At 63.3% G+C, this 24,383-nt stretch carries 17 protein-coding genes; 5 read left to right on the top strand and 12 right to left on the bottom strand.

Annotated features, from left to right (window positions below):
• Window positions 1-77: 77 nt before the first annotated feature.
• The 3 genes from MB901379_RS11585 to MB901379_RS11575 all read right to left on the bottom strand — a co-directional run bounded on the left by MB901379_RS11585 (window position 78) and on the right by MB901379_RS11575 (window position 5,207).
• Entirely contained in the window at window positions 78-1,523 is a 1,446-nt protein-coding gene (locus tag MB901379_RS11585; RefSeq protein WP_158016828.1) for a gamma-aminobutyraldehyde dehydrogenase, read from the bottom strand.
• A 24-nt stretch (window positions 1,524-1,547) separates the two neighbouring features.
• On the bottom strand, window positions 1,548-3,197 hold the full coding sequence (locus tag MB901379_RS11580) for an APC family permease (protein ID WP_158016827.1): 1,650 nt from the start codon (window positions 3,195-3,197) through the stop codon (window positions 1,548-1,550).
• Window positions 3,198-3,260: 63 nt separating this feature from the next.
• Window positions 3,261-5,207, bottom strand: coding sequence for a primary-amine oxidase (locus MB901379_RS11575; protein ID WP_158016826.1), 1,947 nt, complete (start codon window positions 5,205-5,207; stop codon window positions 3,261-3,263).
• A gap of 358 nt (window positions 5,208-5,565) precedes the next feature.
• On the opposite strand from MB901379_RS11575, the gene MB901379_RS11570 reads away from it, so the two are divergent.
• On the top strand, window positions 5,566-5,868 hold the full coding sequence (locus tag MB901379_RS11570; RefSeq protein WP_158016825.1) for a hypothetical protein: 303 nt from the start codon (window positions 5,566-5,568) through the stop codon (window positions 5,866-5,868).
• Between the two features lie 9 nt (window positions 5,869-5,877).
• Here MB901379_RS11570 and MB901379_RS11565 read toward each other — a convergent pair whose 3' ends face one another.
• Window positions 5,878-7,317: a serine/threonine-protein kinase gene (locus MB901379_RS11565; RefSeq protein WP_158016824.1), complete on the bottom strand. Its 1,440-nt coding sequence runs from the start codon at window positions 7,315-7,317 to the stop codon at window positions 5,878-5,880.
• Between the two features lie 176 nt (window positions 7,318-7,493).
• Window positions 7,494-8,507, bottom strand: a complete 1,014-nt coding sequence (locus MB901379_RS11560; RefSeq protein WP_158016823.1) for an alpha/beta hydrolase — start codon at window positions 8,505-8,507, stop codon at window positions 7,494-7,496.
• 481 nt (window positions 8,508-8,988) lie between these two features.
• Between MB901379_RS11560 and MB901379_RS11555 the strand changes: the two genes are divergently transcribed.
• On the top strand, window positions 8,989-10,086 hold the full coding sequence (locus tag MB901379_RS11555; RefSeq protein WP_158016822.1) for a ferredoxin reductase: 1,098 nt from the start codon (window positions 8,989-8,991) through the stop codon (window positions 10,084-10,086).
• A 14-nt stretch (window positions 10,087-10,100) separates the two neighbouring features.
• Window positions 10,101-11,525: a fatty acid desaturase family protein gene (locus tag MB901379_RS11550; protein ID WP_158016821.1), complete on the top strand. Its 1,425-nt coding sequence runs from the start codon at window positions 10,101-10,103 to the stop codon at window positions 11,523-11,525.
• Here MB901379_RS11550 and MB901379_RS11545 read toward each other — a convergent pair.
• From MB901379_RS11545 to MB901379_RS11530, 4 genes are all read right to left on the bottom strand, one after another.
• Window positions 11,518-13,728 (bottom strand): molybdopterin-dependent oxidoreductase, encoded by a 2,211-nt coding sequence (locus MB901379_RS11545; protein ID WP_158016820.1) that lies wholly within the window; start codon window positions 13,726-13,728, stop codon window positions 11,518-11,520. The two genes, MB901379_RS11550 and MB901379_RS11545, sit on opposite strands and share 8 nt — an antisense overlap.
• Before the next feature lie 40 nt (window positions 13,729-13,768).
• Entirely contained in the window at window positions 13,769-15,280 is a 1,512-nt protein-coding gene (locus MB901379_RS11540; RefSeq protein ID WP_232022052.1) for an MFS transporter, read from the bottom strand.
• 120 nt (window positions 15,281-15,400) lie between these two features.
• Entirely contained in the window at window positions 15,401-16,693 is a 1,293-nt protein-coding gene (locus MB901379_RS11535) for an NRAMP family divalent metal transporter (protein WP_408632344.1), read from the bottom strand.
• A 7-nt stretch (window positions 16,694-16,700) separates the two neighbouring features.
• Window positions 16,701-17,000, bottom strand: a complete 300-nt coding sequence (locus tag MB901379_RS11530; protein ID WP_158016817.1) for a hypothetical protein — start codon at window positions 16,998-17,000, stop codon at window positions 16,701-16,703.
• A 185-nt stretch (window positions 17,001-17,185) separates the two neighbouring features.
• On the opposite strand from MB901379_RS11530, the gene MB901379_RS11525 reads away from it, so the two are divergent.
• Both MB901379_RS11525 and MB901379_RS11520 read left to right on the top strand, forming a co-directional pair.
• Window positions 17,186-18,058, top strand: a complete 873-nt coding sequence (locus MB901379_RS11525; RefSeq protein ID WP_158016816.1) for an NYN domain-containing protein — start codon at window positions 17,186-17,188, stop codon at window positions 18,056-18,058.
• Between the two features lie 113 nt (window positions 18,059-18,171).
• Complete coding sequence (locus MB901379_RS11520; protein ID WP_158016815.1) at window positions 18,172-19,296, top strand: FAD-dependent oxidoreductase; 1,125 nt, start codon at window positions 18,172-18,174, stop codon at window positions 19,294-19,296.
• Between the two features lie 13 nt (window positions 19,297-19,309).
• Here the strand turns inward: MB901379_RS11520 and MB901379_RS11515 are convergent, their stop codons facing one another.
• From MB901379_RS11515 to MB901379_RS11505, 3 genes are all read right to left on the bottom strand, one after another.
• Window positions 19,310-20,788, bottom strand: a complete 1,479-nt coding sequence (locus MB901379_RS11515; protein ID WP_232022051.1) for a DUF4185 domain-containing protein — start codon at window positions 20,786-20,788, stop codon at window positions 19,310-19,312.
• 267 nt (window positions 20,789-21,055) lie between these two features.
• Complete coding sequence (locus MB901379_RS11510; protein WP_158016814.1) at window positions 21,056-23,416, bottom strand: Tex family protein; 2,361 nt, start codon at window positions 23,414-23,416, stop codon at window positions 21,056-21,058.
• A gap of 68 nt (window positions 23,417-23,484) precedes the next feature.
• Complete coding sequence (locus MB901379_RS11505) at window positions 23,485-24,207, bottom strand: potassium channel family protein (protein WP_162334467.1); 723 nt, start codon at window positions 24,205-24,207, stop codon at window positions 23,485-23,487.
• Between the last annotated feature and the right edge of the window lie 176 nt (window positions 24,208-24,383).

Below are 24,383 nucleotides of genomic sequence, written 5' to 3'. Positions count from 1 at the left end.
AGATCGAGGTCTTGCCGCGAAAGTTCGGGGAGCGCTGGCCGGCAAAACGTCGATCTCGGCGCCGTTGCGTCGCTCGGCTAGCCCTCGAATCCGTGATAGTGCATCACGTGCTTGATTCGGGTGTAGTCCTCCAGCCCGTACATGGACAGGTCCTTGCCGTAGCCAGAGTGTTTGAACCCGCCATGTGGCATTTCGGCAACCAGCGGAATGTGCGTGTTGATCCATACGCAGCCGAAGTCCAGCTGTGCTCCCATCCGCGCGGCGGTGTCGACGTTTTTGGTCCATACCGAGGACGCGAGACCGTATTCGGTCCCATTGGCAAAAGCCAGGGCTTGTTGCTCATCGCCGAATCGCTGCGCGGTCACCACCGGGCCGAAGATCTCGGTCTGGATCAATTCGTCGTCTTGTTCTAAATCGACAATCAACGTCGGCTCGTAGAAAAAGCCCGCACAGTCTTTGCGCTTGCCGCCAGCCAGAATTCGGGCATGCGCCGGCGCGCGGGACACCAGGCCATCGATATGGCTCATCTGGGTGCCGTTGTTAATGGGTCCAAACAGAATGTCCTCATCCGCCGGGTCATAGCCGGTCCGGGTGTTGGCCACGGATTCGGCCATGGCCGAAAGGAACTCGTCGTAGATGCCATCCTGGATAATCAGCCGGGTGGCCGCCGTGCAGTCCTGACCTGCGTTGAAATAGCCTGCTGCGGTAAGCCCCTCAACGGCTGCTGCAATGTCGGCATCGTTGAAGATGACTACCGGCGCCTTGCCTCCCAATTCGAGATGCGCACGCTTGAGATCATTGGCCGCGCTGGCGGCGACCGCCATGCCGGCCCGGGTGGAGCCGGTGATGGACACCAGCTGCGGCACCCGATGTGCGACGAGCGCAGCGCCGGTGTCGCGGTCGCCGCAGACCAGATTGCACACCCCGGGCGGGAAGATCTGCTGCATCTTCTCCACCATCCAGTACGACGACGCGGGCGTGGTGTCCGACGGCTTGAGCACCACGGTGCAGCCAGCAGCCAGCGCCGGGGCAAATTTCCACACCGCCATCATCATTGGGTAATTCCAGGGTGCTACCTGCGCGACGGGGCCGACCGGCTCCCGCCGTATCGACGAGGTGTAGCCCCGCATGTACTCGCCTTGCGCGCGGCCTTCCAAAACCCGCGCCGCCCCGGCGAAAAAGCGGATCTGGTCGACCATCGGCGGAATCTCCTCCGACCTGGTCAAGGAGATTGGTTTGCCCGTGTTCTCGCACTCGATCGCGACGAGTTCTTCGGCGTTTTCCTCGATGAGGTCGGCGAGCCGCAGCAGCGCGCGCTGCCGCTCGCTCGGGGTCGACCAACGCCACGACTCGAACGCCTTGGCCGCCGCGACGAACGCATCATCAACATCCCTGCCGGAGGAGTTCGGCGCCGATGCATACACTTCGCCCGTGGACGGATTGACGATGTCCATCGTGTTTCCGTCCGGCTTTGCCTGGATTTCGCCGGCAATGATGTTGTGAAAGACCTTCTTTTCGGCCATGGTGTCCCGTTCTACGAGTAGTGCTCAGCGATGTTCGTCCGGACCGGCGTCCGGCTGGCTAGCGGTGGCGACGGCGGCGTCGTCGGTGAGGGCCGGGGTTGACGGCGTCAGCGTGTGACCCAAGAAGAAACCGGGTTGGCGAACTCGCATGACGACCATCAGCACCACGCCGAGCAACAAGATGCCGAAGCCAAGGTAGAAGACTAGCCCGACACCCGCGATCGACGCGCCGCTGCCGTGCCGCGGGTCCATGCTCTCGTGGACCGAGACCGCAAAGACGAGTAGCAGCATCATCCCGCCGAGCAGCGGGCACACGAACTTGAAGGCCACGTTGCGCAGGGACCTGAAGAGTTCCTTGCGGAAGTACCACATGCAGGCGAAGGCGGTAATGCCGTAGTACCAACAGACCAGCATGCCGAGGGCCGCGATGGTGTCCAACAAAGTTCGCTCGGACAGCAACCGTGCAAGGGTGTAAAAGGCACCGGAGGCCACTGCCGCCGCGATGGTGCTGAAGAGTGGCACCTGAAAGCGCGGGCTCACCGCCGAGAACCGCTGGGGAAACGCCCGATACGCGCCCATCGCGAGCATGCACCGCGATGCCGGGAGGAATGTCGTCTGCAGACTCGACAGCGTCGATGCCAGGATCCCCACGAACAACAGCTGGCTACCCCATGGGCCGAGCACCGGTCGCGCGAGCGCACCGAACACGTTTTCCGAGTTGTCCGGATTGCCCAACCCGGGCCCCTCCGAACCAACGCCGGCATACATCATCATCGCCACGCTCACTAGCAGGTAAGTGAGCAGAATGCTGACCACACACAGCACGCCGGCGCGGCCGGGAACTTTCTTTGGGTCGGTGCATTCCTCGCCCAGGGTCAGGCAGGTGTCCCAGCCCCAGAACGAGAAAATCGAGCCAGTCACCCCGATCACAAATGCACCCATGGCAAGCCCGCTGAACGGGTCGAACCAACCGAGGTTGAAGCTCAGATTGGCCGGGCCGTGTCCCCGGATTGCCCCGACAATGGCTGCCACACCGAAGCCCAAAATCACCGTCATCTGAAAACACACCAGGAGGCCCTGCACCCGCTCGCTGGTTTGAATGCCTCGACTCGAAACCCACGTGGCCCCGGCAATAAACACCAAGGTGGACGCAATATCGACCCACCGGTTTGCGCCCAGTGCGGCGATTCCGGGGCTGTCGAACATGCCGGCGAGCAGCAGATAGAAAAATTGCACCGCGACCGCAGCCAGGTTTGACAGCACTATGACCGTCGCAATCACCATGCCCCAGCCGCACATCCACCCCACGTACGGTCCGAAAGCCTTGGTGGACCAGGTGAAGGACGCGCCACAATCTGGCGAGTCGGCGTTGAGCTCGCGATAGGCGAACGCGGTCAAAAACATCGGGATGAACCCGAACACAAATATCGCTGGCATCTTGAGCCCGACCGCGGCAACGATCAGACCGACGCTGGCCGTCAACGTGTATCCGGGTGCCACGCACGCGATGCCGAGGATTGCACCAGAAACCGTGCCAACCGCACCGCTGGCCAACCCCTTGGACAGCACACCGTCAGACGCGGTGTCGTCGCGGTGCGGCACCAGGGGTTGCGCCTTGAACCTGTTTCCTTTGGGACCGCGTGCGAAAATCTGCGCCGCTGGCGTGCCGGTCATGAGGCGTTGACTCGATCGCTGATGCGCGTACGGGCGCAGCGGCTCAACGGCTGCTGCGGCACGTCAACGACCGCCCGCGCCATGACACATTTCCGATGCCGTCGGTGCGACATCCAAAGCGGGATTGCGGTCAAAAAACCCAACGGGCTTGAGCCAGAACGACGCGGTGTCTACCGGCATCACCGGCCAGTCCTCCGGCCTGGTTACGTGGTGGATGCCGAACGTGTACCAAACCACAACGTCGGTGTTCTCTATCGACCGGTTCGCCGCCGTCCACTCGGGCAACCCCAGTCCCGGACCACTTTGATTCACGAATTCTCCTGCTGGCCAGCGCTCGCCGGGATGATTCGGGGTTACCCAAACGGTGTGGCTGATGACCTCGGCGCGGCGCAGCACGGGCGAGCTGGGATCAAACATCGCCGGGATGGCCGCACCCGGTACGAGCTTGTAGGACGGGTGCGTGCCCAGCCCATTGGTGACATTCTCGTTTACCACCCGCCAGGCACGTTGGGTCTCCCAGTTGTAGTCCTGCTTGCCGTCTTCCTCGGTACGCAGCGGGATGTTTTTCTGCCGCAACGATAATCCGTACGGGTTGTTTGGCCCGGTGGGTACTACCTCGGTCTCACTGACATACACGGTGTTGTGGGTGCCGTCGATATCCAGATCCAGCCGTGCGGTCAGAAAATGTTGGTGATACGGGGCGTAGGTCCGCTCGTCCACCAAGGTGCCGTGTGGATGAGGCTCTCCGTCGGTGACGGCAGTGGTCACCATCAATCCGGTTGCACGAATTTCACATTCGATGTTGCCGTCCTGATAGAACCGCCAGTAGACCAAGTACTCGTAGTTGGCCACGGTCACGTGGAAGGAAATGGTCAATCGGCGCATCCGCCGCACCTCGGCGCTGCCGTCGTAGGCAACGTGCTTCCATAGCACCGCGTTATCTTCTTCATGGATGCAGATCGCGTTCTTAATCGTGTGCGGCTCCCCCTTGCTGTTGTGCAGGACCGCATCGAGATACCGGATTTCACCCAGACAATCGCAACCCAGCTCCAGCGAAGTCGTCATGAATCCGAGTCCCCATTCGCCGATATCGAACGCGGTGCGCCGATAGTGATCAGCGCAATGATCGCGGTAGGGCACCGTCATCTCGGCGAACGAAATCCGGTGAGCGATTGGACGGACTCGACCATGATCGTTGTAGGCGACCTTGTGCAGCGTCATCCCCTCGCGATAGTTGAAACCGACACGCAGCGACCAGTTTTGCCATTCCAGATGGTTTCCGCGCAATGTGAACGACGGGCCCTCCGGTTGGCTAATCTGCAACGGCCGCAGTGCGCCCCGGGCGCTGGAATCGCGCAGCCGCTCGGGAATATGCCGCGGAATGTACTCGGCCATGACGGCCGGGAACTCGAGCGGATTTCCCTGCTCGATCTCTAGCAGCTCCATGGTGTTCAAGTCGATGACGCAATGGAATCCCTTGATGTGTTGGGCATACAGATTTGCGCCACCCGGGGTGGTCAGCCAGCTGTCTGACCACGCCAGCCGTCGGCCGCGATACTGCACTGGAATCACGGCGTCTCCGTAAGCCCAAACGTCGACGAGCATGTTTTCCAAATCGGTGATGCCGCGTCGGTGCAGAGCCTGGACAACATCTGGATGGCTCCGCAGCACTGCGCCCGCCTCGAGCCATTCATCGTGGGTGATGTTCGCCTGCACACCTGGCAGGCAAACCCACGACAGCACCTTGTCCTCGGTCAGTGAAACACTGGCCTTATATGTGCTATTCGAGTCGCGGTTGAAGCACACGATGACCGCCCGGCGCTCCGGCACCGTACCGCTATGGTCAAAGGCAACGAGCTCCGGCTTGCTTGGCTCCTCGAGTTCCATTGAGGCGAATCGCCAGCGCCCGTCGACACCCCGGTCACGGCGCAGGATGGCGACCGCCTGCTTGAACTCGTTCTCGGCGAGCGGGTCCAGCGGGTGGAAAGTCTGGACGATCGTGTCGGTCATAGCTGCTCCTGTGTCAACCCGGCCCATAAACGTACCTGCGGGACCTCGCCTTCCTCCGTCAGCGGGCAACATTTTCCCGCAAGTTAACATTGCGCTGGTCGGTTCCCGCAGCACATGGCTGACGGGTGCGTCCGAAAATCTACTGCTTCGCCATATTCACCGATCGATTACTGCAGAAATTCACGACTTTCTCTGTGCCGCAGGGCCCCCGAGAACTGCTCGCCAAGTTGAGCGCAACCAATTACCAACTATCGGTAAGCTGCCCCGGGATTCCGTTCTTGCTCGAACTCGCCGAATCCGCCGCCGGGGTCACTAGAGTGAGCAGCGTGCGGGCGGGCATTGGCAAAGGAGAATCTCGATGAGTACCTGGAAGAGGTCATCGGCCACCGTGGCGCTGGCGGCCCTGACGTTGACCGGTATCCCTGAACTTTTCGCCATCGTGGCGCCGTCCGGCGTGGCGCTAGCGGATGTGTGCGTCAACGCCGGCCGGCGGGTTTCGGTTAGCGGTTGCGCCAACGTCGCCGATGCGCTCGCCCCCTATGCGCCGCCCCCGGCCGAATACGCACCACTGCCGGAGGACTACCCGCCTCCCCCGCCACCTCCCAACATCAACGTCTGCGCCAATGTCGGTCGTCGGGTCAGCGTTAGCGGGTGCGTGTAGCCACCGCCATCACGGCCAGCCGTTGCTGCGGCGAATTTCGTCGCGGCATATACGGCGGGACTGACCTGTCTGCTCCATGCAGATGCGTATCGGTGATTCTTGCCCGATCGGTAGTGGCGTCTCGGTCGGATCGACCGACGCCGTGCCGGTCGGGCTGGCCACCGTGCCCTCGGTGAGTGACCAGATACTCGTATTGGTGCCCTGCAGCGTCGCACAGTAGGCAGTTGCACCCGTCTTCGTGGTGCCGGTGCTGCCCAGCTGAGAACACATCGCCCCGATAACCACCACCGGCGCAGGTGCCGGTGAAGCCGTGGTCACCGCAGCCGAAGTCGTCGACGCCGTTGTGGGTGCCGTCGTGGATGACGTCGTGGATGGGGTTGCCGCGGCCGCCGAGGTGGTCGAGGGCATGCTGGAGGTCCTCGGCGCCGGGGTGGCCACACTCTCATCGTCGGCGCGCTGGTACTCCCGCAGCGCCACTGCGACCGCGATGATCAGCAGCACCGCCAGCACCGCAGGGATGATGACCGAGGGGCGTGCCAACGACCGTTTGGCTGGCGGCTCGGCCACCGCGACCGGCTGGGACACGCGGGTGTCCTCGGGATCGCCAGATCCGCCCAGCCGATGACTAAGGGCTCGCGCGAAGTCGATGCACCGCTGGTAACGGTCCTTGGGATCCTTGGCCAGCGCCTTGGCAAAAACCGGGTCCAGCTCCGCCAGGGCGGGAAGTCGTTGGCCGATCGCCGGAGGTGCGGCGCTGAGGTGCTGGCTGATCACCACCGCGGGGTTGGAGTGCTCGAACGGCGGGGTGCCGGTCAGCAGTTGAAATGCCGTCGCGGCCAGGGCGTACTGGTCGGCGCGCCCGTCCAGATCCCTGCCCATCAGCTGCTCGGGAGGCGCGTAGGACACGGTGCCCACCGTCATGTTGGTCGCCGTCAATCCGCTCGCTTCGCCAAGCCAGCCTGCGATGCCGAAGTCGGCCAACATGATTCGCCGGTCTGCAGCGCCAGCCTTGGCAATGAGAATGTTGGCTGGCTTGACATCGCGGTGCAACAGCTTGTGTTCGTGGGCGTAGTCCAGCGCCTCGGCCACCGCGGTGACGATCTCGCTGACCTCTGGGCCGGGCATTCCGTTGGGATACCGATCGCGCAGCAAGGTAACCGCGTCGGTGCCATCGACGTAGTCCATGTCGATCCACAACTGACCGTCGGTTTCGCCACGGTCGTGCACAGCGAGGATATGCGGATGCCAAAGCGAGGCCGCTGCGTCGGCTTCCCGGTGGAAGCGCTGCCGGTACTCGGTGTCCGCGGACACCTCCGGACGGAGGACTTTGAGCGCATCCTGCCGAGGCAGTCTGGGGTGTTGGACCAGATAGACCTCGCCCATCCCGCCGGAGCCCAGCTGTCGCACAACGGTGTAGCCGGCGAACGTCGAACCTTCGGCGAGCGGCATGGCGGCATCGTAGCTCGCCACCGGCTGACAGGTCGAAAGTGAGGCCGTTATACCAGGTCAAAACCATCAGGAGGGGTGTATCGGCTGAGCGGCCCAGCACAGGCCACCTTGCCGCACGACGGGCCGATAGGCGTGCGCCCTAGCGGGTTCACCCAGCAATGTGAGTGCTATCTGCGTTACCCCGCCGTTGGCGCAAGGTGCCTGTGGGGGGCGTCAGTGACCTCTTTGACGAAATCGCCGATGTATCGGATGGCCCGTCGGCCCTCGGGCAAGACGTCGGCCGCCAGCGGGAAATCGTGGATTTGGCCATTCCACAGGTGCAGATCACAACGGATTCCAGTGGCATTGAGACGTTTCGCCATGAGCTCGGCGTCTGCGAGTAACAGTTCATCTGAACTGGCGTGGATGGTCACCGGCGGCATGGCGGATAGATCGGCGTCCGCCGGTGATGCAACGCTGCTCGGACAATCTCCTAGCCGAGCCTCGCCCAGATATTGCACAAACATCGACAGGGCTCTGCCGGTGAACATCGAGCACCCGCGCACGTTGCGTTGACCGAGCTTGCGAGTCGGATCTGTGTCGGTGAAGGGTGACACGGTGGCGACCCCGGCGGGTTTGTCGATGTGACTGCCAAGGGCCGCGAGCGTGGTCATGAATGCCAAGTACCCGCCTGCCGAGTCACCCGCGACGACAACCTGGTCGCCATCGAAGCCCCGATCGTGCAGCCATCTAAGGCCGCTCAATCCGTCATCGATCGCATCACTCAGCTGGTGCGACGGTAGTTTTCGGTATCCAATGTTGAGCACGCGCGCATCCGCCGCCGCCGACAATCGGATAGCCAGAGAGCGGTGCGTATTCAGCCCACAGGTAAGGAAGGCCCCGCCATGGAGGTAGAGGATTGCTCGCCTCGCGGAGATGCCTGGAGCGCAAATCCATTCGGCTGCACAGTGTTTGAGACTGACCGGTTCGACTGCGGCCGCCGATCGCGAAAATGGCAGGACACCGGCCAGCACATCGACGTAGTCAAATGGCCAGCTCAGATTCGGCTGCATGGCCCAGGCTCGCACGGTGTTCTTGACGATCAATCGCGAGGCCACCGAGATCGCAATCGATTGCGCGCTGCGGCGGCGATGAATGCGGCGTCGCACGCAGCCAGGAGATGCGCGATGCGGACTCCAAGCGGCGACCATTGCGAACAACTCCTTGGTTAGAGCTACCGAATACCCTCGCCGGAGGTAATCAAACCTGCCGTACGCCGGCCGAACAATGGTATGCATTCCCCTGTTGCCAATAGTTTCCAGCTGGGTTGTCGGTGGAGCACGTATAGCGTTGATGCCCAACATAACTCGACATCACGCGCGCGAATCGCTAATCCGCACAAACGGTTCCGAAGGACCCTCGTCTTGAGACCATGGCGGCTCCCACGCCGGACCCGCGCCACTACTGGTGTTTGACCAGCGCAGATATCGGGCATCCGGTAGCCGGGGCCGACGTTTCGAGGTGCACAGAAGACGACTTCGTGGTCCGAAGTCCGAGCGTTGAGCAGAGGCTACAGTGAACGAACGTTCATCCAACTATAACCCCCAGTGTGCAGCGCCATTAGTCGGCTTATACTCGTAATTTAATGGAACATCGGTTTACTTTTAGTAAACATCTGTGTACTATGTTGGAATGGCCGAACGCGGTGCGCAACCACAGGTTCCACGCGGCCGGCGCTTGTTCCTCAGAGCCGTGCGTCGACTGTTCAGCCCGTTACAGCCCGACGACTACCTCGAGATGATCAACCCGCTTTGGACGACCAAGGAGCTGCGCGGAAAGGTCGAGCGCATCGAACCGCAGGGTTCGGAAGCGGCCAGCGTCCTGATTCGTCCGGGCTACGAATGGCCCGGTCACAAGCCGGGTCAGTACGTACGGCTGGGAGTCATCATCGATGGCCGCTACCACTGGCGGGCGTATTCACTCACATCCGACCCTCAACCCGATGACGGCCTGATCAGCGTCACCCCCAAACGAGTCGACGGCGGTGTCGTCTCGCCGCATCTGGTGCACGAAATTCAGCCGGGGGGCCTAGTACGCCTTGGTGAGGTCGAGGGCGTATTCACACTGCCCGAGGCGCTGCCGACCAAACTGCTGTTTGTCAGTGCAGGCAGCGGTATTACGCCGATCATCAGCATGCTGCGCAGCCTCGACCACCGCGGCGAATTGGGCGACGTCGTGCTCATACACTCCGCCCGCACCAGCGAGCAGGTGATGTTCTTGTCCACCCTCGAGGACCTCGATCGACGCCACGAGAATATGCGGCTGGATTTGCGGCTCACCTCCGAGCGTGGCCGAATGTCGGCTGCCGACCTGGACGATCTGTGCCCGGACTGGCATGAACGCGACGCATTCTGCTCCGGCCCGGGCAAGCTACTCGACGCCCTGATCGAGCATTGGGAGAACAACGGCGACCCGGATCGTCTGCACTACGAGCGGTTCCAGCCGAAGATCGGCGGTCAGGCGGGTGCCGGCGCGGGCGGCACCGTGACCTTCCTTGACAGCGACGTGACCGTCGAGTGCGACGGCAACACGCCAATTTTGGAAGCCGGGGAGAAAGCGGGCATCAACCTGGCTTACGGCTGCCGGATCGGGATTTGCCATACCTGTGTCGGGACCTTGAAAACCGGCAAACTGCGAGACCTCCGCTCTGGCGAGGTAATCGAGCCCGCCGAGCAGGACGTGCGGATCTGCATCAACACCGCCGAAGGCGACGTCGAACTCCAACTGTGATCGGAAGGTACACCATGACTTCTACGGCCGCTCACGTGATGAGCCCGTTGGACCAGCTGAACGAACAAGACTTGGAAAGGCTCGCCGAGGAATTCGATGCCATTCACGACGAGGTGTTCGCTGACCTCGGGGACCGGGACCGACGCTATATCAAGACGGTAATCTCGGCGCAGCGCCAGATCGTGGTGGCCGGACGCGTACTGCTACTGGCTTCACGCTCCAAAACCGCATGGCTGCTAGGCACCACGTGTCTGGGCATTGCCAAGATCCTGGAGAACATGGAGATCGGCCACAATGTCATGCACGGACAGTGGGACTGGATGAATGATCCCGATATTCATTCCTCGGTCTGGGACTGGGATTCCGCTTCCACCGCGGAAGCCTGGAAACACTCACACAACTACATCCATCACACCTACACCAACATTCTTGGCAAGGACAAGGACCTCGGCTACGAGATCATGCGGATCGATCCCGCCCAACCGTGGCGGCGCGCCTATCTGGCACAACCGATCTACAACCTGTTACTCATGGTCCTCTTCGAGTGGGGGGTAGCCGTTCACGATATGGACTTCGACGCCGTGCGAGCTGGCGAAAAATCGTGGTCAGAGGTGCGAAAGGACCTCAAAGGCGTTCGTGGTAAAGCACTCTCACAACTGCAGAAGGACTACATCGGCTGGCCGGTGATCAGTGCGGGCGCGTTCGCGCTAGCCCAGCTGGCGCTGCGCGGCAGGATCAACCAGCCGACCCGGTCGCGGATTGGACGACGGCTGGCCAACATAGCCAGCAATGGGCGCGTCGGGACGGTGGCCCGGTATCTGGACCGGATGCTGCCGGGCGTGGAAAGCACCTTCCTGCGCACCCTCACCGCCGACGCCCTGGCCAATGTCATCCGCAACGTCTGGGCACACGCCATCATCTTCTGCGGCCACTTCCCGGACCAGACCTACACATTCACCGAAGAGCAAGTCGCCGGCGAGACCCGTGGCGGCTGGTACGTGCGCCAGTTGATCGGCGCGGCCAACATTACGGGCAGCCCGCTGTTTCATGTGCTCAGCGGTAACTTGGGATACCAAGTGGAACACCATCTGTTCCCCGACATGCCGAGCAGCAGGTACTCCGAAATCGCCCCGAAGGTCAAGGACGTCTGCGACCGCTACAAGTTGCCCTACAACTCCGGCCCGTTCCTCAAACAGTGGGCTTCAGTGCACCGCAGCATCTTTCGGCTGGCACTTCCCGGCGGGAAGCCTCGGCCCAAGCCCGGGCCGTATCGTCGCGAGGACCACCCAACTGCGGCGCAGGCTTCCAGCGAGGCCAGCACATTCCGGCAACGTGTCCCGCCACCCGCACACCCGGTCGCGGGTCCCGAGCACGAGTCCGGCGGTGTCGAAGTCAAACCACCACCACGGCCAAAGGCCAACGCGCGACCCGCTAACTGACGATCACCGGGATGCCGTTGAGCACACCATTGCCGGATGGCTCGTCGACAAACGTCGGTGGGGACAGCACGTTGGTGTTGGCGCCGGGCGAACTGTTGGCTACCGCCATGCGGGTGTCCGGTTTGCCGTGCCCCCAGCCGTGCGGCATCGAGACCACACCGGGTCTGATCGCCTCGGTGATCTCTACCGGCACCCGGATCTCGCCCGCCATCGATTTCACCGTGACCGTATCGTTGTCGGCGATGCCATTTCTGGCCGCGTCGTCAGGGTGAATCAGCAACGTGCAGCGATCTGGGCCCTTCATCAGCGCCGGCACGTTGTGCAGCCACGAGTTGTTCGAGCGCAGGTGCCTGCGGCTCACCAGGACCAATTGTTCGGCCGGCCGCTCGATTCGCGCGGCCAGCCGGGGCAGGTCATCCAGCAGGTACTGCGGCGTGAGCCGGATCTTCTTATCCGGCGTGCCGAGAATGTCGGGTAGCTGGGGAACCATGGGTCCAAAGTCGATCCCATTCGGATTGGCCTTGAGCTTGTTGAGTGTCAGCCCACCGGGGTTTTCGCCGTACCGGTCTCCGAACGGGCCGGTTCGCAGGGTGAGGTCCAAGATGCGCTCCGGGCCACCCCGGTCGTAGAGCTTGCGGATCGCGGCACCGTCCAGTCCACGGGTAAAGGCCAGATAGTCGAAATAGCCGTCGTCGATGGCGGTGACGTCGACATCTTCGGCCGGCGTGCCGGTACACAAGCCAGTCAGCCGAATCAGGATCTCCCACTCGTGCGGGCGATCACCCGAATCGAACACCGGCGCCGAGTAATTGGCGAAGCTGCGGATCGCGAACTGCAGCACTAGGTCGTCGTGATGGGGCTGTTCGAGCGGGGACAGCCCGGGCAGGATGACATCGGCATGACGCGTCGTCTCGTTGAGCCACAGATCAACGGAGATCATCGCGTCCAGCATCGGCAGCGCCTCGTCGAGCTTGTCGCCACCGGGGGTGGACAACACCGGATTACCGGCGACGGTGATCAATGCCTTGAGCTGCCCCTCCCCCGGTGTGGCGATCTCTTCGGCCATGCATGAGACCGGGGCTTGGCCGAGGACTTCCTTGGCACCGCGAACCCGGGTGCGCCAACGTCCGAATTCGGCGACCCCGCCTTCCAGGCCCGGCAGCGGCTGTGTGGTGATCGACCAAGCGGCTGGACGGGGAAACATCGCACCCCCGGGGGTGTCGAAGTGGCCGGTCAACACGTTGACAACGTCGACCAACCAGCTGGCCAAACTGCCAAACTCCTGGTTGCACAGGCCAATCCGGCCATATACTACCGACCTCGGGGTGCTGGCGAGTTCGCGGGCCAATTCACGGATGCGACCGGTGTCGATTCCGGTGGCGGCGCTAACTCGTTCCGGAGGCCAGTCGGCGGCCACCTGTCGCATCGTGTCGATACCGTCGACGTGCGGTCCGGGATCGATCAGGTTCTCGTCAAAGAGCGTATGCGCGACCGCCAGCAGCAGTGCCGCGTCGGTACCTGGGACAATCGAAAGCCATTCATCGGCACGGGCAGCGGTCACCGTGCGCACCGGGTCTATAACGATCACCTTGCCGCGCTTGCGAATTGCGTCGATGAGACCCATCACGTTAGGTGCTGCCAGCAGCGAGCCCTGCGAAGCAGCAGGATTGGCGCCCATGATCACCAGCAGATCGGTGCGCTCAATATCCGGCACCGGGAAGCTCCACCAACCGCCGTACATCAGATGCGATGAGAGATTCTTCGGCCATTGATCCACCGTGCCCGGCGAATACGTGATCGGAATTCCCGACATTCCCAGCAGCACACCCGCATAGCGCGCCAACGAAAACGAGTGGGCCAGTGGATTGCCGGTGTAAGCGGTAACCGCGGCGATCCCATGCTTCGCAATCACCGGCGCCAGCAATTCGGTGCAGCGGCGAAACGCATCCTCCCAGTTGACCTCCTGCCAACGCCCATCGACCTTGATCATGGGTTGGCGGATACGGTCCGGATCGTCATGTAGGGCGCCCAATGACACCCCTTTGGGGCAGATGTGTCCGCCGCTCCACACGTCGTCGGGATTTCCGCGGATTCCGGCGACGCGGCTATGTCGCGGGCCGCCGTCAACGCGAACTTCTAAGCCGCACATGGCTTCACACAGGGGACATGTGTGCAGATGTCTGCCGTGGCTGACGGTCTTCATCCCCCCACCATATTCCGCTACCATAGGTAACGGAAGTAAATTAGCGCTTGCCGTTCACCCCGACTTCGGCAGTGGGATGCGGTTGCCGGCGCTGGCCGGCCGCGTGTTCGGAGGCGAGCGCGGTGGCAACGTCACGTGGGTATGTCCGGCGAGCAACCAGCAAGATCAGGGCGCCGGCCAAAAACATCGTCACAAGCATGATCAAGAACGTTTGCTGCAGCCCGCTTGACCCGTTGACCAGGTGTGTCGGGCCGCCGCGTTGTGGCGCCAACTGCACGGCGACAAAGGCGAATACCAAAGGGGCTACCGCGGTGAATCCCGATCGGAGCGTAGTGCGAACAGCTTCGGCACGCCCCCATAGCCGCGAATGCACGATGTCGAGCCGCGCCGCATCCAGCGGGGGGTTGACTCCGCCGAGTCCGATCGCCGCGAGGAACGCAGCCACGACGGCGACACCAAGGTTATCGGTGAGCAGGGCCGGTACGAAGAATGCTCCCGCCATCAGAAACGCTGCCCCGGCAACCGTCAGCCGGGCACCGATGTGCCCGCGCCCGATCAACCAGTCCGCAATTCGTCCAGCACTTAATGCCCCGATCAGCGCGCCGATACCGATAACCCCGATCAGCGATATCGCCACTCCCTGCCCGATGCCGAACCGGCCTCTCAACAGCGCCACAGCAAAGGTGCCGAGACCGGTGAAAAAGAAATATCCGCACGTCGATGCGACGATCAACGCCACGTTGGTGCGGATCGATAGGACATATCGCACCGCTCTCCACAACGGCCACGTTCGGGGGCTGTACTGCAAGACCTGCTTTGGATGAGGCCGGATGCGCCGCGCCAGCACCGCTGCCGCAAGGACATCGGCTGGCTGGCCAGCCGGGCGGCGTCGTACGGCGTCGACCCTGTCCGCGGTGCGCGCAGGTTCGGGTACCGTCTTGGCCACCGCAATCGCGAGCAACAATCCGGCCACGGCTAACCACAGAAAACTCAACCGCCAGGCAATAGTGGCCAACCACCCCGACACTAATACTCCCAGCGCGGTGCACACACCCTCGCCGGCAAGCACAAAGCCGTAGATTCGGCCCCGGTCCTGCTGAGCGAAGAAATCGCCGATCAGCGAGGCGACCACCGGGCCACCGACGGCCACCACCACACCCAGGGCAACGCGGCTGGCCAGCAACCAACCATATCCGGCGCTGGCACTGCCCAGGCCCATCGCAACCGCCCAGATAAGGACGGTGATCCAAAGGACGCGGGTTCGCTTCACCCGGTCGGCTAGGGTGCCCGATACCAGCGTGACGATGATGCCGATTGCGGTCGACGCCGACACCAGCAGGCCAACCTGCATGTTGCTGATCCCGAACGCTTGTTTCAAGGCCACCGCCAGTGCCCCGATGGTGCCGTTGCTGGCGCCTTCCAGGCCAACTACCAGGGCCAGCAGCACGATCACCCGCGTGCGGGCGGGACCGCCAACTGCATCGGCTAATCCCGCCGCAACAGCGCTGCCGTGGCAATTCATCTCACCTGCGGTCCGGCCAGTGCTCAGCACCCGACGCCCGACACTGCTCGTCCATCACATGCAAATGCATTCCCGAGATACCGACCCAGCAAACAGGCGTCGCTACCGGGGACTGCGGAAACGCTGGCTGGGCGCGAGCACCCACAGTCGTCAGATCCAGCCCAAGGCTTGGGGAATCATGTACAGCCCGAACACGATGACCACGAGACACAGCGTGCGCGTGGTGTATTTGCGCAGCCCGCTCATGCGCCACTGCTCGGGTAACGCGTGGGCTTCGAGCACTAGCAGCAAGCCCAGGACAATGGGCAGCAACAGGGCATTCATTACTTCGACATCGACCGCCAAGTTGACCAGATCGACACTGCCCAAGACGAGCACAGCGCCAATGAGGTGGGCGAGCGCGTAGGTGATGTAGAACTTGGCGGTAGCGCGGTTGGGTCGCTGATTGAGGGTGTGCCGCCACCCGAAGACCTCGGATAGCCCCCACGCACCAGCCAGCGAGGCGACGATCGCGGCGACCAAGGCCGCCCCCAGCATCCCCAACCCGAACAAGATGGTGCCGCCGACTCTGCCCAGGTATGGGGTGAGGGCAGTGGAAATCTGGCCGACCGTGTGCAGCGTCGCACCGCCCTGATGTGTCCCCGCGGTCGCGGCAACGGTCACGACCACAGCGATCATGATCAGTTGGGTTAGCACCGCGCCCGCGGCGGTGTCGTAGCGGGCCTGGCGGATCGTGGCGACCGACAGTTGCTTGTCCACCACCGCGCCCTGCTGGTAGAAGACCATCCAGGGCATGATGACCGCACCAACATTGGCGGCCACCAACAGTAGGTAGGAAGAATTCCCCAGCGGCATCGACGACAAGCCCGCCAACAATGCGTCCAGCCGCGGACGGGCCATCACCATGGCCGCCAGAAACGCCAACTCGGCAGCACCGATGGCCAGGCCGATGCGTTCGACGCGCCGATAACTACCGGTCAGCGCCAACGCCAGCAGCATCACGGTGGCAATCGGGATGCTGACCCAGCGGGACACACCGAAGAGTTCACCAACCCCCGCCACCCCGGCGAACTCCGTCAGCAGTGCTCCGATCGCCGAGGCGAACAGGGTGAATGCCGACAACCACGCCCACCCGCGACCAAACCGCTCCCTGATCAGGGCACCGTGTCCCCGCCCGGTGACGATGCCCAGCCGCACGGTCATCTCTTGGACGACGTAGAGAATCGGCATCAGGATCAGTTGGGGCAGGACCATCCGATAACCCCACCCGGCGCCCGACTGCGCAGCAGTAATGAGCGATCCCGCGTCGGTGTCGGCCAGCATGACCACCAGGCCGGGGCCCCACACCGCGAGCAGCCCCCACCGGAGCCACACGCCACGCCGATACACCGATTCCGCTGGCAGACGGCCGATCTCGTCCGCGGGTTCGGATGTATCTGTCACGGCCAACTCATCCTTTGGTTGCCATTGCGGCTTGATCGGCCACGAGCCGCCCCAACCTCCGAAAGACTGCCAGCCCGGGCATGTGTACGACAACTGCACGATGTTCGCCGAACACTGCGCCCCAGTCGTCCTCGCCGATATCGACGCCCAGCCGGCTTAGCAAACCGCCGACGAAATCGGCGATTCGGCGGTAGTGGTCGGTGACCATGTCCCCACCTGGCAGGGACCGTCGCGCATCTTCTGTCACGCGAGTTAGGCCCCGAAACATGTCGTTCAACAGAACCGTGAACACGGCCACAGTGTCCATGTTCAAGAGAAATGGAAATGTCGCATTCGGTACTCGCTGAGGTGTGTGATCCGCACCACGGGTGCCAACAACGGCGCGCCAGTAACAATGCAAAAGCTTGATGAGATGAGCTAACAGGCGCACCATGACCGGATGGTTGTTTCCATTTGTGCTGCGGGCCCAGCCACGCCCTCGCCGCGAGCAACATGACCGACACGGGTGCCACCCGCGTGGCGGTCTATTTCGACTTCGACAACATCGTGATCTCACGCTACGAGCAAGTGCACGGCCGGAACACGTTTCATAAGGACAAGGCGAAGGGCCTCGAGGAGGACCGAGTCAAGTTGGCGACCGTCGACCTCGGCGCAATCATCGACTTCGCCTCTTCATTCGGCACCCTGGTACTTACCCGCGCCTACGCGGACTGGTCCGCCGATGTCAATGCCGGCTACCACGGTCAGCTCGTGGGCCGCGCCGTCGACCTGGTGCAGCTCTTTCCAGCGGCCGCCTACGGAAAAAACGGGGCGGACATCCGCTTGGCCGTTGATGCGGTGGAGGACATGTTCCGGCTTCCCGACCTCACGCATGTGGTGATCGTGGGGGGCGACTCCGACTACATCGCTCTTGCGCAACGCTGCAAACGTCTCGGTCGCTATGTCGTGGGGATCGGCGTCGCTGGAGCCAGCAGCCAGTCGCTGGCCGCCGCCTGCGACGAGTTCGTCACCTATGATGCGCTCCCCGGGATACCCACCATCGCTTCGCCATCCCCGCAGCCCAAGAAGCGCAGCCGCCGAGCGAACGCTACCGAAGACGGCGAGCCATCGCCCACCGACGTCCAGACCGCGGCCACCGGCTTGCTCGAACGGGCGCTGCGGATCAGCCAGGAAAAGGACGACACCGAGTGGCTGCACAACTCTGCGGTCAAGGCGCAGATGAAGCGCATGGATCCCTCATTTAGTGAAAAGTCACTCGGATTCAAGTCGTTCAGTGATTTCCTGCGCTCGCGAAGCGACCTGGTCGACCTCGACGAAAGCAGCACCACCAGGCTGGTCCGCCTTCGCAACGACACGTCCTCATGATCGACCCCGAAGCCCCCATGTTCATCGTCATCACCCGTACACGGAACGTCGAAACCTGAAGCACCGAAGGTGAATTCAGTGCGTCCGCAGATCCTGCCAGGCAGGAGAATTCGGTGAGCCGCCAACGCGTCGTCATCGCCGGCCTCGGCGACGTCGGCGTCCTGACCGCGATCAGGCTCGCCCGGCATTTCGACGTCGTCGGGATCTCGGTCAAACCCGCCCTGGTCAGCGGCCAGGAGCTCGGTGTCCGAATCGCTCGCCCGCACGATTGGGCCCGCGACTACTGGATACCGTTCGACCGGTTCCGGCGCCTGGATGCGGTACGCACGATCCAGGCCACGCTGACGGGAGTAGACCTGGCGGCCAGGTGCATATTCGGCCGGCGCGTTGACGGCACGACGATCACCGAACACTATGACGCGTTGGTGATATCGACTGGAGTCAGCAACGGCTTCTGGCGTCAACCGACACTGCAATCCGCCCAGGACATCGGTGCCGACCTGTACACCGCACACCAACGGCTTCGGGCCGCCGAGTCGGTGGCCGTTGTGGGCGGCGGCGGCGCCGCGGTCAGTAGCGCTGTCAACGTGGCTACCACCTGGCCACACAAGCGGATTGACCTCTACTTTCCCGGGGAACGCCCGCTGATTGCCTATCATTCGCGGGTCTGGGAACGCATCGGCGGCCGTCTTGCCGAGCTGGGGGTGGGCCTGCATCCGGGCCACCGGGCCGAGGTTTCCGACGGCTTTACCGGCGATGAGATCACCGGCGGCCCAGTGCACTGGAGCACCGGGCAACCCGAGTCCGCCGCCGCGGCCGTCCTTTGGGCGATAGGGCGGGTGCGACCAAATACCCACTGGTTGCCGCAGCAGCTGCTCGATGAGCGCGGATTCGTATGTGTGACTCCGGAACTGTGCGTACCCGGTCAACGAGGACTGTTTGCCGTCGGAGACGTCGCAGCCACCGATCCACTCCGCAGCTCGGCTCGCAACCGTGGAGATGCACTGGTAGCAAACAACATCCGCGCCCAATTCGCTGGCCGTCGGCTGCATACCTATCGGGCGCCGGACCGCCGCTGGGGTTCGCTACTCGGAATACAGACCGACGGGCTGGAGGTCTTTTTACCCACCGGCCATGCGTTCCGGCTCCCGCCATGGTCGGTGCACCGGGTGGTTATGCCCTGGATCGTCCGGTGGGGCATGTACCACGGCATCCGGGAGAACGATCCGCTGAGATAGCCCCCTTCCGGTGCTATGCCAGCTCGGTGTGCATCAACATGACGTTGTATGCCGACCACAACGAAAGGTTGAAGTACACGTCTTTGCCCGTTGACCAAGGATGCATCATCGGCGCGTAGATGCCGCCGGGCATCTGCCATGACGACACCAGCATTTGCTCCGCACTCCAGGGACCTTGCGGCGCCGGCGCGGTCCGCGCCACCACGTCATTGGCTCCGTTGGTGTACATCACCAAATATTGCTTGAGATAGCTGTTGTACTGGCCCGACATCTCGGCCACCGGGCCGGGGATGACCGGCGTGGCCGCCCCCGGGTTGTTCGGAACCCAGGCGTTGGAGTCGCCGTTCCAGTATTGGTATTTGGTTAGGTCGGGCACGAAGTTCTGCGGAACACGCGCCAGATACGCCGAGCCGCCGCGTCCGGATGGGGTCCCGAACGAGTACAGGTAACCGTCATTGGCCTTGACAAACGCACCCATCTGGAAATTCTCGTTCCCCGGAACAAACTTGGCGCGTCCGCTGTCGGGCCCCGCCGCGCGGATGGTGCCCGGGTAAACGCCCCAGTTCTGGCCGTTGTCTTTTGACACCGCGATACCGGAATAGTTGGTCGACCATTCGCCGTCGCGGCCCCAGTCTCGGATCGACATGAAGTTGATGTATTGGGTTCTACCCACCGAGATACCGGCCGTCGGAATGATGCCTGTCTCCTCCGGTGACCACTTGATGCTGCTGATGATCTGCTTGGAAAAGCCCGGTTGGCGTATCGGCGATCCCGAATATCTGTTGGCGGCATCGCCATTGGCTACGTGGAGTCCATTGGCCAAATCCCGGTCCTGGCTGCGAAACAGCGTGTTGTATCGCCATTGATGTTCCTTGACGGCGCAATAACCGAACGTATCGCCGAAGGCCATCAGCACCTGGTGGTTGGCGGGATCACCGTTGTCCCAAAGGATCCCGAGGTCAGTCCCGGAGATGCCGAATCGGTCGAGAGTCTTGTTGGGACTGTCGGGTCCGGTCACCCATTCGGCGAGCGATGTGGTGGCCCCAGCGAGTGCGGCGCCTGAATCAGGTGCGCCGGGTGGTGGCGCCGGGACCGGCACCGCGTTGGGCGCCGGGGCCGCGGCATTTGGCGCCGGGTTGCCCGGGTTGGGCGGGGTGGGAGCGGGCACCGCCGCTTGGTGCGGAGGGACCGCCGCTTGTTGTTGCAGCGGAGCGCTGCGTCGAGCACCGGGGTTGAGTAAGCGCGACAGTGGACCCAGCCTCGGCAGTGGTGCCCGCTCGTTGGCCCCACGAGGTCTGAGCCCCCGAGTCATCGGGCCCAGCGTCCTGGCCGGCGGTGAGGTCACCACCGCGTTCGGTGGTGGAGGGGCATTGGCCGCATCCCCACTGCAGGGCACCGCGTTTGCTGCCGGCGCCAGACCTACCGCACCGATGAACCCAAATGCGGCCGCCGACGCCACCGATAACGACACGACTCGATGAATCGTCGACATGTCACACCTTCCGAGGGCGGAACGCCATATTGACGACCGCAGTGGGCTGATGTGACGATAGTGATCTATGGGGCCTTTGTGATCGATGATCCCCGGATAGGTATGCGTCCGTGACCGTGTCGCAACGCATTTGTTCGGCCCGGACGCGCGCGGCCTGGACGACTTGGCCTCGGTAGCGGCGGCCGCATGTATCGTTTCGTCTGCGGTGGCGCCGTGGTGGCGATGCCCCGCTGCCGACTGCTACCGGGGCACCGTGCCACGGTAGTGCTATCGGCCGAAGCCTGCGTCGCGCAACGCCTGAGCCATCGAGCCTCCCGGCGCATGTGAAGCCCGGCGGTCGAAACTTCCACCGGCCGGCGGCTTTCGTTGCTGCCGTTGCTGGTTGTTGGCCCGGCCACGGGCCGAGACAGAGGCGGGCTCCGACCGGGTGCGGCCGGCGGACGGTTCGTCGTTGAGCCGCAGACTCAACCCGATGCGCTGGCGTTCGACATCGACATCGATGACCTTTACCCGCACTACCTGCCCGGACCGCACCACCTCGTGTGGGTCGGAGACAAAGCGCTCGGCCATCGCCGAAACATGCACCAGGCCGTCCTGATGCACGCCCACGTCCACGAAAGCGCCGAAAGCGGCGACGTTGGTCACCACACCCTCTAGGACCATGCCCGCCTTGAGGTCGGCCACCTTCTCGATGCCAGCGGCGAAGGTGGCGGTGGTGAAAACCGGCCGCGGATCACGTCCCGGCTTTTCGAGCTCGGCGAGGATATCGGTCACCGTGGGGATCCCGAACCGCTCGTCTGCAAACTCAGCGGGCCGAAGCGATCGCAACGCGGGCGCGTTGCCGATGATTTCGGTCAGCGTGACCCCCGCACGGCTCAAGATGCGGCGAACCACCGGGTAGGCCTCTGGGTGGACACCGGATGTGTCCAGCGGGTCCTCGCCGTCGCGGATCCGAAGGAAACCGGCGCACTGTTCAAATGCCTTGGGCCCCAGTCTCGGAACGTCCAACAGCGCACGGCGATTGGTAAACGGTCCGGTGCCGTCGCGATGGGTGACGATGGCCTCGGCCAGTGATTCGGAGATCCCCGACACCCGGGCCAGCAACGGCACCGACGCCGTGTTCAGATCAACACCCACCGCGTTCACCGCGTCCTCGACCACGGCGTCCAAGCTGCGGGCGAGGATCCCCGGCGTGACGTCATGCTGGTACTGCCCCACCCCGATCGATTTTGGCTCGATCTTCACTAGTTCGGCCAGTGGATCCTGGAGTCGCCGGGCGATTGACACCGCGCCGCGCAACGTCACATCGAGGTCGGGTAGCTCATGGGCGGCGTAGGCGGACGCCGAATACACCGACGCGCCGGCTTCGCTCACCATCGCCTTTGCCGGGACTGCGGCACCGGCGGCACGCATCTCGCCGAGGAGTTCGGTGACCAGAGCGTCGGTCTCACGGGAGGCGGTGCCATTGCCGATCGCGATTAGTTCGACACCGTGACGGGCGACAAGTGCGGCCAGCGATGCCTTGGCCGAATCCCATTGTCGCTGTGGTTGATGCGGGTAGATCGCGCGGGTCTCCACCACCTTTCCGGTGGTGTCGACAACCGCCACCTTGACCCCAGTCCGGAAACCTGGATCCAGCCCGAGAGTCGTGCGCGCCCCGGCCGGAGCCGCAAGCAGGAGGTCTTTGAGGTTTTTCGCGAAGACCACGACGGCGTCCTCTTCGGCACGTTGCTTCAATCGCACGCGAGCGTCGATTGCTGCCGACATCATCATCCTGGTCCGCCACGCGAAGCTGACGGTATCGACCAGCCATTCGGTCGCGGCAGCCTTGGCCGACCTATCGATGCCTAGGGTCGCAGCGATCATGGCGTGGTACCCGTCGTCGTCGCCGCAATCGAAGCTGAGGCCAAGAATCCGCTCTTTCTCCCCGCGCAACACCGCCAGCACCCGGTGTGAGGGCATGGTCTGCAGCGACTCAGCGAACTCGAAGTAGTCACGGAACTTCTGCGCTGCAGCACTTTTAGCGGCATCCGTGGACCACGGCGCGGTCCGTATCGACGCTTGCGACCAGAACTTCTCCCGTATCGCACCGACCAGCTCCGCATCCTCGGCAGCGCGCTCAACCAGGATGTGTCGCGCCCCCTCCAAAGCCGCGGCGGCATCGGCGACGTGTTCGTTGACAAACTCGGCGGCCGCGGATGCCGGGACCAGGGCCGGGTCGGCGAGTAGGCGCTCGGCCAGCGGACCCAGCCCCGCTTCCCGAGCGATTTGTGCCTTGGTCCGCCGCTTCGGTTTGTAGGGCAGGTAGATGTCCTCGACACGCGCTTTGGTGTCGGCCGCCAGTAGCGCTGCCCGCACCTCGTCGGTGAGTTTGCCCTGTTCTTCGATGGACGCCAGCACCGCGGCTCGGCGTTCGTCGAGCTCCCGCAGATACCGCAGGCGCTCCTCGAGGGTGCGCAGCTGGCCGTCGTCCAGGCTTCCGGTGGCCTCCTTGCGGTAGCGGGCAATGAACGGGACCGTTGCACCTTCGTCAAGGAGTCGGACAGCGGCCAGCACTTGGGTCTCCCCTATGGCCAGTTCCTCAGCGAGACGGGCATTTACAGATTTGACGGCGTCGCGTGGCTTCACGCGCTAGGACCCTACCGAATCGGTGCGACACGGTCTGGCAGCCGGGTCTGGCGTGCCGGATGAGAGATCTAGCCGAGCGGATAACGCAGCGCTGACGGGAGGCCGGCCAACTTGGTGACGGCACGTGCCGGCATGGCGCTATACAGCGCCGCCCAGATCGATCGCTCGAGGAAGCTATCGGCGATGAACAGCAACTCGTCGCCGCCTTCAAGCGTGTCGTCCGGTTGCGGAACTTTGACCTCGTCGCCGCGCAGCACGGTGACCAACGCGGTGTTGCTAGGCAGATCCAATTCCCGCACAAGCTTGCCCACCAGCGGATTATCTTCGGGCAGAGTCAGTTTCGTCAGCGCCGCCCGGCCCTCCCGGAGCCCCATCATGCGTACCAGGTGACCCACGTCAATCGCGCCCTCGATTCCAGCCACCATGGCACCAGGCGTTGAGACAGCTACGTCGATACCCCAAGCCTGGCCGAACAGCCACTCGTTGCGCAGGTCGTTGATCCTCGCCACCACCCTGGGCACACCGAATTCGGTCTTGCCGAGTAGACCCACTACCAGGTTGGCTTTGTCATCACCGGTAGCGGCGATCAAAACATCGCAGGTTTGGGCACCGGCCTCCTGCAGGGTGGTCAGCTCGCAGGCGTCGCCATGTAGCCAATCCGCACCAGCAACCGTGTGCGGTTCGAAATCGTTCCGTTCCCGTTCGATCAACAAGATCTTGTGGCCGCGATCCAGCAACTCTTGCGCCAGCGAACGCCCCACCCTGCCCGCGCCGGCAATTCCGATCCGCATCTTTCGAGTCGCCACCCAGCCATCTTGGCCCATCGGCTCGGCTGCTTCACGCAGTACACCGAGCAGGCCGCGAGCCGGGTACTGATTTACTGGCAGCACGCCGATGTCGCAGCCTCGTCAGACCACCTTCGGACGCAGTTCGGGGCAGACAACACCGCCGAGATTACCTCTAGACG

This window comes from Mycobacterium basiliense, assembly GCF_900292015.1.
GTDB lineage: Bacteria > Actinomycetota > Actinomycetes > Mycobacteriales > Mycobacteriaceae > Mycobacterium > Mycobacterium basiliense.
Note: the sequence above shows the minus strand (reverse complement) of the source record. Positions and strands in the feature narration are given on the sequence as shown.